Below are 12,608 nucleotides of genomic sequence, written 5' to 3' on the forward strand. Positions count from 1 at the left end.
AAACTTTGTTACTTTTGCAGGCGAATCTAAAACTTTTACGTATGAATTTCCTTGAATTAACCCGCGCACGTTATTCCGTACGCAATTACACAGACCGGTTGGTTGAGCCGGAAAAGTTGGATTATATATTTGAATGTGTCCGTATGGCTCCTTCTGCTGTCAATTATCAACCCTGGCGATTTGCCGTTGTTACCGATCCGGAACGTCTGGCAGCTCTGAAAACAGCCTATCCCCGCGAATGGATACAGACAGCTCCGTGTATCATTGTGGCTTGTGCCAACCATGAGGAATCATGGCACCGGAAATCGGATGGAAAAGATCATGCTGACATCGATCTGGGCATAGCCGTCGAACATCTTTGCCTGGCAGCAGCGGAACAGGGACTCGGCACCTGCTGGGTTTGTAACTTTGATGTTTCCCGTTGTCGGGAAGTGATGCAGTTGCCTGAAAACCTTGAACCTGTAGCTTTGATTCCTCTGGGCTATCCGGCCGACCCGTCTGTGGCAGAGAAGAAACGGAAAGTTCCGGCAGAACTCTTTCTGTGATGAAATATTTCTTTTTTAACGCGAATTATAACAAAATATTGTTCGAATTCTTTAATTTTGGGCGATTTTTTAGTTTTGAACTGAATTATAGCATATAATAACATGGAAAACATTGGAACAGGATTGATGCTGATGGTGGTCGGTATGGCTACTGTCTTTGTGATTCTCCTTATTGTAATCTGGTTGAGTCAGTTTCTGATTAAGGTGGTCAATAAGATTGCCCCTGAAGAAGAAGTGAAAAAGAAACCTGCTGCCAGCGGTCCTTCTACGGATGCCGGAGCAATGGATGCCATCAAGTCGGCTGTGAATATTCTTACAGCAGGCAAGGGCCAGGTTATCAAGATCGAGAAATTATAACAATTCTGAAAATTAGAAAAACACATTACTTACTACAATGGAAAAAGAAGTAAAGTTTAGCCTGGTCTTTCGTGACATGTGGCAGAGTGCCGGAAAGTATGTTCCTCGTGTAGACCAGCTGGTAAAAGTGGCTCCGGCCATTATTGAAATGGGCTGTTTTGCCCGTGTAGAAACAAACGGGGGTGGTTTTGAACAAGTTAATCTTTTATTCGGGGAAAATCCGAACCGTGCGGTGCGTGAGTGGACCAAACCTTTTCACGAAGCAGGAATTCAGACGCACATGCTTGACCGTGCACTGAACGGTCTGCGTATGAGCCCGGTTCCGGCCGACGTCCGTAAACTGTTCTATAAAGTCAAGAAAGCTCAGGGTACAGACATTACCCGTACATTCTGCGGACTGAACGATGTCCGTAACATTATTCCTTCTATCGGTTATGCGCATGATGCCGGAATGATTTCCCAGTGTTGTCTTTGCATCACTTATTCACCGATCCATACTGTTGAATATTATCTGAATATGGCCAAACAGCTGATTGAAGCCGGCTGTGATGAAATCTGTATCAAGGATATGGCCGGAATCGGACGTCCGGTGTTCCTGGGCAAGATTGTGGCTGGCATCAAACAACTGAAAAAGGACATTGTCATCCAGTATCACTCTCACGCTGGTCCCGGTTTCAATATGGCTTCCATTCTGGAAGTATGCAAGGCAGGTTGCGACTACGTGGATGTAGGTATGGAACCGCTGTCATGGGGAACCGGACATGCAGACGTAATCAGCGTGCAGGCCATGCTGAAGGATGCAGGCTTCAAAGTGCCTGAAATCAACATGCAGGCTTACATGAAGGTACGCTCCATGATTCAGGAATTTATGGACGACTTCCTGGGATTGTATATCAGTCCGAAAAACCGTCTGATGAACTCCCTGCTGATCGGACCGGGACTTCCGGGCGGTATGATGGGTAGTCTGATGGCCGATCTGGAAACGAATCTGGAATCTATCAATAAATACAAGGCTAAACGTAACCTGCCGTTCATGACACAGGATGAACTGCTGATCAAGCTGTTCGATGAGGTGGCTTACGTATGGCCGCGGGTTGGTTATCCCTGCCTGGTTACTCCCTTCAGCCAGTATGTGAAGAACCTGGCTATGATGAATGTCATCCAGATGGAAAAGGGTAAGGAACGCTGGGGAATGATTGCCGATGATATCTGGGATATGATTCTGGGCAAGGCCGGTCAGCTGCCGGGCAAACTGGCTCCGGAAATCGTGGAAAAGGCAGAACGCGAAGGCCGCAAGTTCTTTACCGGCAATCCTCAGGACAACTATCCTGACCAGTTGGAAAAGTATCGTCAGATGATGTGGGAGAAGAAATGGGAAACCGGACAGGACGACGAAGAACTCTTCGAATATGCCATGCATCCGGCACAGTATGAGGCTTACAAGAGTGGAAAGGCGAAGGCTGACTTCCTGGAAGATGTACAGAAGCGCCGTGCTGCCAAGGAAGAAGTCCATATGGCTAACGATACGACTAAGGTGCTTACGGTTGACGTGAACGGTCAGGCATACCGCGTGACGGTTGCATTCGGCGATGTCAATCCGGCTACCCTGGCAACAGCTCAGGGAGCAGCTCCGGCCCAGTCGGCTGCACCGGTAGCTTCAGGCGAAGGAAAAGAAGTGCTTTCTCCGCTGGAAGGCAAGTTCTTCCTGACCAAGGGGGCTCAGGAAACTCCGCTGAAGGTCGGCGACAAAGTCAACCAGGGCGATGTGCTCTGCTATGTGGAAGCCATGAAGACCTACAATGCCGTTCGGGCTGAGTTTAGCGGAACAGTGACCGCCATTTGTGTGAATTCCGGCGATGCCGTATCAGAAGATGACGTTTTAATGAAAATATTATAATGGAAGATATATTTGCAAGATTATATGATATGACTGCGTTCAGCAACATTGTTGCCGATCCGCGGTTCCTCATCATGTATGCCATTGCGTTTATTTTGCTGTATCTGGGAATCAAGAAGCAATACGAGCCTCTGTTGCTTGTACCGATTGCTTTCGGCGTGTTGCTGGCCAACTTCCCCGGCGGTGACATGGGCGTGATACAGGCTGACGAGAACGGCATGGTGATGGTTAACGGTGTGATGAAGAACATCTGGGAAATGCCGTTGCATGAAATTGCCCACGAACTGGGACTGATGAACTTCATTTATTACATGCTGATCAAGACGGGATTCCTTCCGCCTATTATCTTTATGGGAGTCGGTGCACTGACAGATTTTGGTCCGATGCTCCGCAATCTCCGCCTTTCTATTTTCGGTGCGGCAGCCCAGCTGGGTATTTTCGCTGTATTGCTCGTGGCCATTCTGATGGGATTCACTCCCAAGGAAGCAGCTTCACTGGGTATTATCGGTGGTGCCGACGGCCCGACTGCGATCTTTACTACCATCAAGCTGGCTCCTCATCTGCTGGGCCCGATCGCCATTGCAGCTTATTCGTACATGGCTCTGGTGCCGGTTATCATTCCGCTGGTTGTCCGTCTCTGGTGTACCAAGAAGGAACTTTCCATCAATATGAAGGAGCAGGAAAAGAAATATCCTTCAACAACTGAGATCAAGAATCTGCGGGTGCTGAAGATTCTGTTCCCGATTGTCGTGACTACCATTGTCGCTCTGTTCGTACCGAGTGCCGTGCCTTTGATCGGTATGCTGATGTTCGGTAATCTGGTGAAAGAAATCGGATCCAATACTTCCCGCTTGTTTGATGCGGCCTCCAACAGCATTATGAATGCAGCAACGATCTTCCTGGGCATCTCTGTCGGCGCAACCATGACGACTGATGCTTTCCTGAACTGGACGACTATCGGTATCGTGATCGGCGGTTTCCTGGCATTTGCACTGTCTATTTCCGGCGGTATCCTGTTTGTCAAGATATTCAATCTCTTTACAAAGAAGAAGATCAATCCGCTGATCGGTGCAACAGGCTTGAGCGCTGTGCCGATGGCCAGCCGCGTGGCTAATGAGATTGCCTTGAAATACGACCCGAAGAACCATGTGCTCCAGTATTGTATGGCAAGCAACATTTCGGGTGTCATCGGATCAGCCGTGGCTGCCGGTGTGCTGATCTCATTCCTGGGATAAAAAGGCCTCGGGCTTTTTAAAAAAGACTTCGGCGTTTGCATGAAAAGACTTCGACGTTTTCATGTAAATGCCGAAGTCTTTTTTTACTCTCTCATTTTGATGGAGTTCAAAATATTTCATGGAAGAAAAAGCCTGTGTTTAAGGATTTGTTTGTATCTTTGTGGCGAATATATAATTAAAATAAGTATGAGTTATAATTTGCTAAAAGGTAAAAGAGGTATTGTTTTTGGTGCATTGAACGAACAGTCAATTGCCTGGAAAGTGGCCGAAAAAGCTGTTGAAGAAGGTGCCATGATTACATTGTCCAATACCCCTGTGGCAGTACGTATGGGTGAGGTTTCTGCATTGGCAGAGAAGCTGAACTGCGAAGTGATTCCGGCTGATGCTACTTCTGTGGAAGATCTGGAAAATGTATTTAAGCGTTCAATGGAAGTGCTGGGAGGAAAGATTGACTTCGTTCTGCACTCAATCGGTATGTCTCCGAACGTTCGTAAGAAACGTACTTATGACAACCTGGATTATGACATGTTGAGCAAAACTTTGGATATTTCTGCTGTTTCATTCCATAAAATGATCCAGTCAGCCAAGAAGCTGGATGCAATCAATGAATACGGTTCTATCGTTGCTTTGAGCTATGTTGCTGCACAGCGTACATTCTATGGTTATAACGATATGGCTGATGCAAAGGCTTTGCTGGAATCTATTGCACGTAGCTTCGGATATATTTACGGACGTGAACATCATGTTCGTATCAATACGATTTCTCAGTCACCGACCATGACCACTGCCGGTTCAGGAGTGAAGGGTATGGACAAGCTGTTTGACTTTGCCAACCGTATGTCTCCGCTGGGTAATGCTTCTGCTGACGAATGTGCAGACTACTGTATCGTGATGTTCTCTGACCTGACCCGTAAGGTGACCATGCAGAACCTGTTCCACGACGGAGGTTTCTCCAGCGTTGGTATGAGCTTGCGTGCCATGGCAACTTATGAAAAGGGACTGGATGAATACAAAGACGAAAACGGTAACATCATCTACGGATAATCAGCGTATTCATGCGTAGATGGATATTCATATTGATAAGCATTCTGACACTTTCTGCCTGCCATTCCGGCGGGCAGAAAGACGATGCTTTGTCTGATGTGGATATCAAGGTGATCCGTTACGACCGCCTGCAGTATGAAGCTTTTGCCTTGAACAGTTTCTCGGCCTTGCAGAAAATGAGTACCGAATGTCCGCAGGCCACCAAGCTGCTGATTGAAAGAGTGCTTGACATCGGAAGAGCAAAAGATACGGATATCAACGAGCGGTTGTGTGCATATTATTCTGATTCCATCCTGCAACGGATCATGGAAGATGCCACACTTGTGAAGTTCAAGGATATGAAGGATATCGAGAAGGGACTGACCGAAGGCTTTCGGAAGTTGAAGAAAGAACTGCCTGATCTCGTGATTCCTCAGGTCTATTCGCAAGTTTCGGCTTTAAATCAGTCGGTGGTGGTAGGCGACAGTCTGCTGGGCTTCAGCATCGACAAGTATATGGGAGCGGATTATCCCCTTTACAAACGCTATTATTACAATTATCAGCTTCGGGCGATGAATCCTGATTGTATTGTGCCCGATTGTCTGATGTCCTATCTTTACAGCCAATATCCCTTTCCCTGGGAAGAAGGTAATCGCACATTGTTTGATATCATGATTTACCATGGCAAAGTGGCCTGGGTGATGGATAAGATTCTGAATTATGATACGGAAAGCGGAAAGTTGCTGAACTATACGGCAAAAGAAACGGAATGGTGTCAGAAGAATATTTCCAGTATCTGGGAATGGATGAAGGAACGGAATCACTTGTCTTCTACTGATCCCATGCTGATCCGTGCTTATACACACCCTGATCCGAGTGTGATTTTTGGCGGAAAGAAAGTTCCTCCGTTCCTGGGAACATGGATGGGAGTACAGCTGGTGGATGCTTATATGTCGCAGCATAAGGAGGTAACTGTGCAGCAGTTGCTTCAGCGGAAAGACTGCCACACTTTGTTGCAGGAAATGGATTTTAATCCCTGATTAAACATAGTCTAAAGAATTCTTTATGGAAACAGCCTTATATTTGTTGCCCGTGACACTGGGCGATACGGCCATTGACAAAGTCTTGCCGGCTTATAATGCCGGTATCATTCGTGAAATCAAGCATTTTATTGTGGAAGATGTCCGTTCGGCACGTCGTTTTCTGAAAAAGGTAGATCGGGAAATTGACATTGATACTCTTTCTTTTTATCCGCTGAACAAGCATACTTCACCGGAAGATATTTCGGGATATCTGAATCCTTTGGCGGAAGGTCATTCCATGGGCGTGATTTCAGAGGCTGGTTGTCCGGCCGTAGCTGACCCGGGAGCAGATGTTGTGGCTATTGCCCAGCGCAGGAATCTGAAGGTTGTTCCGCTGGTAGGGCCTTCTTCCATCATTCTTTCCGTAATGGCTTCGGGATTCAACGGACAGAGTTTTGCTTTTCACGGTTATCTGCCAATTGAACCGAATGAACGTTCCAAGCGGCTGAAAGAACTTGAAGGGCGGATTTATTCGGAACATCAGACGCAGCTTTTCATTGAAACTCCTTACCGGAATCATAAGATGCTGGATGATATACTGAAGGCTTGCCGACCGCAGACCAAATTGTGTATCGCAGCCAATATAACTTGTGAAGGAGAGTATATCAAGACGCGTACGGTCAAGGAATGGAAGGGTATAGCTTTGCCTGATCTGAGCAAGATTCCTTGTATCTTTTTGTTATACAAATAAGGGAGAGCAGAAGTTTGTATTCCGGTAATGCAGAAAAAATGGTTTACCGGAATCGGATCAGCGTAGTTTTTTCTTTATCACCGGTGGAGTGCCCATTTCTTTCCAGACGTCGCTGACCATCCAGATTTGAAGCAGTTCTTTATAGAGGCGTTCTGCCTTGGGAAAACTTTTTTCCATTATTTTATCAATCGGAACATATTCTCCTCCGGGAACCGTGACGTCGGAAATATTCTCTACCGGCAGGATATACAGCTGTGTCTTTAATGGAAAACAGTCGGGATTGGGATGAGATGCCGTGTACGACTGGACCATCATCAGGGGGATTCTTTTTTTGTAATGCAGAAAGTCTTCCACTAATCGTTCTGCAAACGAATCAGCCTTTCTTAAAGCTCCGTTGTAAGTACGGATCACTGGCAGGTCCCATTTATTGTCTTCACGGCGTACCAAAAGCAGTTTGTCACAGCATAAAGGTGCGATGCGAATGACAATTTTCAGTATATCGTATTTGGCAGCCATCCGGATACCGGTAATATTTGCAATCAGGCAGAGAATATAAATAGATACAGGAATTACATTTCCCATAAAGAATCTCCAGTTCTCGCTGAGCGGTGCATGACGGGAGATCATGATTTGCAGAATAATCAGATGGATGGCAGACAACGCGAAAATGGTTCTGGCTTCCAGTATGTATGAGAACCGGGAAGTCAGCCGTAATTTCTTGAGCAAGAAAAAATAGATATCGGGGGCAATGACGTGAATGGAGGCAAAGATCAGTAGCATGAACTCCAATGCAGGGGTTATTCCATTCAGAGGAACATACTGATAGCCATAAAATACTCTTAAGAAGAAGCATAGGCCGATACCGATGGTTCCTTGAAGCAAAAAGAAATTCAATCCTTTTAGGTGAAAAATATCGTATAGAAGAGCTGTAATACTGATAACCAGTCCGACTCCCAGCATTTCTGTTGTAGGAAAAAAATGCAGACCGATCAGCGTTATGATGGTTGGCAACAGGCCAAAAGATACGATTTTGTCTTTATGCTTCAATAAAAATTCCATTCGTTTTTCCTTTTATGAATGTAACAACAGGAAAAGCTTGTTTGTTTATGAAAAGTGATAAAAACAATTCGGATAATCTGGAAATTTTGCAGTTGGAAGACTGCTTCTCCGGATTATCCGAATCTGTTGTCAGAAGTGTCCGATTTTGCAGACACTATTTGTTGATCTTCAGGAAATGTTTCTCTGCATGATAGGAAGAACGGACCAGAGGACCGCTTTCCACAACTTCAAATCCTTTAGAGAGTCCTGTTTCTTTATAGGCCTGGAACTGTTCCGGAGTGACATATTCCGCCACCGGATAATGGTTTCGGCTGGGTTGCAGATATTGGCCGATAGTCAGGATCTTGCAACCGTTTGCCAGCAGATCATCCATGGTTTCTTCTACTTCCTCAACCGTTTCTCCAAGTCCGACCATAATTCCTGATTTGGCAGTGATGCCACTTTCGGCAATCTGTCGGATTACTTTCAGGCTTGTGTCATAACGGGCTGCACTTCGTACCAGCGGGCTGATTCTTCGCACAGTTTCCATGTTGTGCGAAAGAATATTCGGCCGGGCATCTGTAACCAGTCTGATCAGTTCCGCTCTTCCCTGAAAGTCGGGGATCAGTGCTTCCAGTGTTGTGTCCGGATTGGTTTGTTTGATGGCGGCAATAGTACGTGCCCAATGGGAAGCACCCAGATCTTCCAGGTCATCCCGGTCTACGGAAGTAACTACGGCATGATTCAGTTTCATAAGCCGGATGGAGTCAGCCACTCTTTCTGGTTCCTGCGGATCCAGTGGCAGAGGTTTTCCAGTCCGGGTGTTACAGAACTTGCAGGACCGGGTGCAGATTTCTCCACCAATCATAAATGTGGCGGTTCCTTTTCCCCAGCATTCTCCAAGATTCGGGCAACGTCCGCTGCTGCAGATTGTATGCAGTTTATGGGTGTCTACAACTTTCTTGGTTTCCGTATACCGTTCGTTGGTACCAATGCTGATCTTCAGCCATTCCGGTTTCTTAACGTGTTCCATGCCTTTCAGAATAAAGAGGTTTAAAGATTCTGGATGAAGAAGTTGGCTACCCGGTTCATCAGGTGTTCTCGGGTTTTTCCGCCGAAGATACCATGATTACGGTTCGTGTACACCTGCATGTCAAACTGGATACCTGCCTGTACCAGCGCCTCACTGTATTCAGCACAGTTCTGATAATGTACATTGTCATCGGCTGTACCATGGATCAGCAACAGGCTTCCTTTCAGTTGCGGAGCACGTTTGATGGCAGATCCGGCGTCGTAGCCTTCAGCATTTTCTTTCGGAGTGCGCATGAAACGTTCTGTATATACAGTATCGTAGAAGCGCCAGTCGCTGGGTGCTGCGATAGCTACTCCGGCCTTGAAGGCGCCGCTTCCGTCACTCATTGACATAAGTGTATTATATCCTCCGAAGCTCCATCCCCAGATTCCGATTCGTTTACCGTCAATGTAGGGCAGTGTACCCAGATAGCGTGCAGTTTCCACCTGATCTTCGGCTTCTTTGACACCCAGTTGCAGGTAAGTACATTTTTCGAAAGCAGCTCCTCTTCCTCCGGTTCCACGGCCGTCTACACAAACCATGATGTATCCTTTATCGCACATATAAGCTTCAAACAAGCCTCCGTCGCCGAAGCTTCCGATTCCCCAGCGGTCAATAACCTGCTGAGAACCCGGTCCGCTGTATTGATGCAGGATGACCGGATATTTTTTGTTGGCATTAAAATTGGCAGGTTTCATCATCCATCCGTTCAATTCCACGCCACTGCTTGTACGGAAGGTAAAGAATTCCTTCTGCGGCATATTCAGCTGGGCTGTCTGTGCTTTCAGTTTGCTGTTATCCAGCAAAGTTGTCAGTTCTTTACCCCGATTGTCATTTAAGGTAATCAGTGTCGGTGTGCTGATATTGGAGAACGTATTGATGTAATACTTCTGGTTCGTGCTGAAGATTGCACTGTTGCTTCCGGTACGGGTAGACAATTTAGTCTTTTTACCTTTTCCGTCTATTTTATAGATTGCGGTACGGAGCGGGCTTCCTTCGTTGCTGGCATAATAAAAGACATTGGCTTTCTGATCCCATCCCAGGAAAGAGGTAATCTCAAATTGTCCTTTTGTGATCTGTTTTACAAGATTTCCGGCAATGGTGTACAGATAAAGATGGTTGTATCCGTCTTTCTCGCTCATCATGACGATGTGTTCCGGATAGAATTTAATGTTTGAATAAGCACTTTCTTTGATATACTGTTCTGCTTCATCACGGATCGCTACCTTGCAAAGGCCGCTGCGTGGGTTGGCCATGTACAGATCCAGACGGTTCTGATGGCGGTTCAAAGTCATGATTGCCAGTTTTTCCGGATCAGATGTAAACTTGATGCGGGGAATATAGCCGTCGCTGTCTATCTGCAAATCCATTTTGCGAGTAACGTGACTCTTGATATCATAAGTATGTACGCTGACTTTGGAGTTTACTTCGCCGGCTTTCGGATATTTATATTCGTATGCTCCCGGATAAGTGGCATAGGAAGTCTTTTCCGGTGCGAGTCCCTTATACCAGGGGAAAGAGAACATAGGAACGGCACTTTCATCAAAGCGTACGTAAGCAATCATTTTGCTGTCTGCGCTAAAGTCGAAAGCCCGGTTGAAGCTGAATTCTTCTTCGTACACCCAGTCTGGAATACCATTCAGTACATGATTGTATTCTCCGTCTTTGGTGACTTGTGATTCACTGTTGCCGAAAAGCAGTTTCACCAGATAGATGTTGTTGTTGCGTACAAAGGCAATCTGGTTACCGTCCGGAGAGAAAAGAGGAACTTGCTGAGGACCATTGTTGGAAAGCGGTTCCATCTTGTTATTCTTGACATTGTAGATATAATATACCGCAGTGAAGGAATGGCGGTAAATAGGTTTGGTTTCTGTCTGGATCAGAATCAGTTTTTCGTCGGGAGAAAGAATATAATCATCGAAGGACTTCAGGTCGCAGTCGCGTGCCGTGGTCACATCGAAAAGGGTTCCGACTTCTTCTCCGGTCTTGAACGAGTATTTGACAATTCGTTTGTGATCGCTGCTGATCTGGGTGTAATGCTCGCCGTCCAGCATGGGTTTCAGTCCGCTGATACCCTGTGCCCGGTAAGTTCCCTGAGCGATGTCCCGCAATGTTACTTTTTGTTGTGCCTGTATGCCTGTGACAAAGATGGCCAACAACAGCAAGGTGAAAAATCGTTTCATGGTTTTGTTTGGTTTTATCAGTTATACTCGGACAAAGATACGACAATAAAATGAGAGCAACGACATGTTATGTCTTTAAATGCGGGTAAATTACATGTTGTTGCCTTATTTCAAAGGGAGTTTTTCCGGGATAACGGCAGGCCGGGGAGGAATAAACAGGGGCTGAGGCTTTAACCATCCTAATTTGAACACGGGGCGTACCGGTTGAGGCTTGGCAGCCGTGTCCGGCCGTCTACGCCGTGAAGACGGAGTTGCAACAACTTTCTCTTCCGGAACCTTGAACGATACAGGCAGAGAATAGCGGCATCTAACCGTAGTACCATGATCTTTGCCGGCAGTCCACCGGGGCATTTCCTGAATTGCTTTCAGCGCCAGGGTATCCAGTGTTGCTTCCAGCGGACGGACTACGTGAGGAGTTGAGATACTTCCGTCTTTTTCCACGACAAACTGAATGATGACAATACCTTCCGTCTTGTTTTTCTTGAGAGCTTCCGGATAGGTTATTTTCCGGTCCAGATATTCCTGAAAAGCTTTCATGCCTCCGGGATATTCCGGCATTTCTTCTACGCTTGTGTAAATGCGGTTTGAGCCTTTAGGTTGCAGACGAATCGGATAAGGTTCGGAAGTATTCTGTAAGAAAGGCTGTATAGAAAGAGACAGGTTCTCCATACCGTCAGCACGTATCGTTATGGGATGGCTGAAATCCGCATCGAGACGGAACAGTCCGATTTCATCGGTCAGGGCTTTTCTTCCAGTACCCTGAATGCTGACTACCGCACCTGTAATGGGTTTTCCCTGGTTGTCCAGTACATATCCTTCAATCGGATACAGTTGTCCGCTTTGTTTGAACAGTCTGCGGTCTTCCGGACTGTCCAGATAGATAATGGTATCTTGAGCTGCTTCGTTCAGCCGGAAGCTCAGTACCGGAGTCTTTTTATCATCGGTGAAAAAAAGATTTGCCGTACGGAAGATATTGTTACTGCTTTCTTCCTGAAAAGAAATGATTCCCTGAGCATTTCCAGTATATTCCTGAGTGCGTCCCATGATTCTCAAAAAGACTCCGAGCTGCGGATCACCGTTTGACTTTTTGACCGTAATGCGATAATCGGTCTTGCCGTTTTGGGCAGGACCCGGAACAGCAGCCTGAATACTGATACAGATCATGCTGATCATTACAGGCAAGATGAAACGACGGCTGACGTTTCCGCTTCTTAACTTCTGGAGACGTTCCAGGGCATGCCGGCGGCTGAGCATGACTTGCCGGCGGTAAACCAGACAGGTTGTCAGAAAATAAACTCCGGCTTGTATCCATAAGGCCCGATACTCCGGCAAGACTTCCTGCAAGGTCGCTCCCATATTGTTGATTTGTACGAATCCATTGATTCCGAAGGTTGAGGGAAACAGCCAGGAAAATACTTTCCAGAATGATGGAACTGCTGCTCCCGGCCAGGAAATACCCGAAATAAACAGTAACGGGATAGACGT

Annotated in this window: 11 protein-coding genes and 1 pseudogene; 7 read left to right on the top strand and 5 right to left on the bottom strand. The window is 46.4% G+C overall.

All coding sequences use genetic code 11. The annotated features are described in order from the left end of the window. Positions 1-41 precede the first annotated feature (41 nt). From BACCOPRO_RS15720 to BACCOPRO_RS15750, 7 genes are all read left to right on the top strand, one after another. On the top strand, positions 42-545 hold the full coding sequence (locus BACCOPRO_RS15720) for a nitroreductase family protein (protein WP_008145189.1): 504 nt from the start codon (positions 42-44) through the stop codon (positions 543-545). A gap of 102 nt (positions 546-647) precedes the next feature. Further along, positions 648-902 carry an OadG family protein gene (locus tag BACCOPRO_RS15725; protein ID WP_008145190.1) on the top strand — a complete coding sequence of 85 codons (255 nt, stop codon included), beginning with the start codon at positions 648-650 and terminating at the stop codon, positions 900-902. A gap of 37 nt (positions 903-939) precedes the next feature. Beyond that, positions 940-2,799 (top strand): biotin/lipoyl-containing protein, encoded by a 1,860-nt coding sequence (locus BACCOPRO_RS15730; protein ID WP_008145192.1) that lies wholly within the window; start codon positions 940-942, stop codon positions 2,797-2,799. Further along, positions 2,799-4,034 (top strand): sodium ion-translocating decarboxylase subunit beta, encoded by a 1,236-nt coding sequence (locus tag BACCOPRO_RS15735; RefSeq protein WP_008145194.1) that lies wholly within the window; start codon positions 2,799-2,801, stop codon positions 4,032-4,034. Before BACCOPRO_RS15730 ends, BACCOPRO_RS15735 begins: the two co-directional genes overlap by 1 nt. A 186-nt stretch (positions 4,035-4,220) precedes the next feature. Continuing rightward, positions 4,221-5,078: an enoyl-ACP reductase FabI gene (locus BACCOPRO_RS15740; RefSeq protein ID WP_008145197.1), complete on the top strand. Its 858-nt coding sequence runs from the start codon at positions 4,221-4,223 to the stop codon at positions 5,076-5,078. Between the two features lie 11 nt (positions 5,079-5,089). Then, on the top strand, positions 5,090-6,097 hold the full coding sequence (locus BACCOPRO_RS15745; RefSeq protein ID WP_008145198.1) for a gliding motility protein GldB-related protein: 1,008 nt from the start codon (positions 5,090-5,092) through the stop codon (positions 6,095-6,097). Positions 6,098-6,122: 25 nt separating this feature from the next. Continuing rightward, positions 6,123-6,830, top strand: coding sequence for an SAM-dependent methyltransferase (locus tag BACCOPRO_RS15750; protein WP_008145201.1), 708 nt, complete (start codon positions 6,123-6,125; stop codon positions 6,828-6,830). A gap of 57 nt (positions 6,831-6,887) precedes the next feature. Here the strand turns inward: BACCOPRO_RS15750 and BACCOPRO_RS15755 are convergent, their stop codons facing one another. The 5 genes and pseudogenes from BACCOPRO_RS15755 to BACCOPRO_RS18590 all read right to left on the bottom strand — a co-directional run. Further along, the gene (locus BACCOPRO_RS15755; protein ID WP_008145203.1) at positions 6,888-7,889 is read right to left on the bottom strand and encodes a hypothetical protein; all 1,002 of its coding nucleotides are present in this window, start codon (positions 7,887-7,889) and stop codon (positions 6,888-6,890) included. 154 nt (positions 7,890-8,043) lie between these two features. Continuing rightward, positions 8,044-8,901 (bottom strand): lipoyl synthase, encoded by an 858-nt coding sequence (lipA, locus tag BACCOPRO_RS15760; RefSeq protein ID WP_022277882.1) that lies wholly within the window; start codon positions 8,899-8,901, stop codon positions 8,044-8,046. A gap of 20 nt (positions 8,902-8,921) precedes the next feature. Then, positions 8,922-11,123 carry a S9 family peptidase gene (locus tag BACCOPRO_RS15765; protein WP_008145206.1) on the bottom strand — a complete coding sequence of 734 codons (2,202 nt, stop codon included), beginning with the start codon at positions 11,121-11,123 and terminating at the stop codon, positions 8,922-8,924. Positions 11,124-11,228: 105 nt separating this feature from the next. Next, a complete protein-coding gene (locus tag BACCOPRO_RS18660) occupies positions 11,229-12,296 on the bottom strand; it encodes a TonB family protein (protein WP_309299849.1) in 1,068 nt (355 codons plus the stop codon). A 36-nt stretch (positions 12,297-12,332) separates the two neighbouring features. After that, a pseudogene (locus BACCOPRO_RS18590) lies at positions 12,333-12,608 on the bottom strand (ABC transporter permease); the annotation flags it as partial.

It is taken from the genome of Phocaeicola coprophilus DSM 18228 = JCM 13818 (genome assembly GCF_000157915.1).
Classification (GTDB): domain Bacteria; phylum Bacteroidota; class Bacteroidia; order Bacteroidales; family Bacteroidaceae; genus Phocaeicola; species Phocaeicola coprophilus.

What these genes read in the sequence shown, in the direction of transcription:
- BACCOPRO_RS15720 (WP_008145189.1), top strand. Translation starts at nt 42, where the DNA reads ATGAATTTCCTTGAATTAACCCGCGCACGTTATTCCGTACGCAATTAC.
- BACCOPRO_RS15725 (WP_008145190.1), top strand. Translation starts at nt 648, where the DNA reads ATGGAAAACATTGGAACAGGATTGATGCTGATGGTGGTCGGTATGGCT.
- BACCOPRO_RS15730 (WP_008145192.1), top strand. Translation starts at nt 940, where the DNA reads ATGGAAAAAGAAGTAAAGTTTAGCCTGGTCTTTCGTGACATGTGGCAG.
- BACCOPRO_RS15735 (WP_008145194.1), top strand. Translation starts at nt 2,799, where the DNA reads ATGGAAGATATATTTGCAAGATTATATGATATGACTGCGTTCAGCAAC.
- BACCOPRO_RS15740 (WP_008145197.1), top strand. Translation starts at nt 4,221, where the DNA reads ATGAGTTATAATTTGCTAAAAGGTAAAAGAGGTATTGTTTTTGGTGCA.
- BACCOPRO_RS15745 (WP_008145198.1), top strand. Translation starts at nt 5,090, where the DNA reads ATGCGTAGATGGATATTCATATTGATAAGCATTCTGACACTTTCTGCC.
- BACCOPRO_RS15750 (WP_008145201.1), top strand. Translation starts at nt 6,123, where the DNA reads ATGGAAACAGCCTTATATTTGTTGCCCGTGACACTGGGCGATACGGCC.
- BACCOPRO_RS15755 (WP_008145203.1), bottom strand. Translation starts at nt 7,889, where the DNA reads ATGGAATTTTTATTGAAGCATAAAGACAAAATCGTATCTTTTGGCCTG.
- lipA (WP_022277882.1), bottom strand. Translation starts at nt 8,901, where the DNA reads ATGGAACACGTTAAGAAACCGGAATGGCTGAAGATCAGCATTGGTACC.
- BACCOPRO_RS15765 (WP_008145206.1), bottom strand. Translation starts at nt 11,123, where the DNA reads ATGAAACGATTTTTCACCTTGCTGTTGTTGGCCATCTTTGTCACAGGC.
- BACCOPRO_RS18660 (WP_309299849.1), bottom strand. Translation starts at nt 12,296, where the DNA reads ATGATCAGCATGATCTGTATCAGTATTCAGGCTGCTGTTCCGGGTCCT.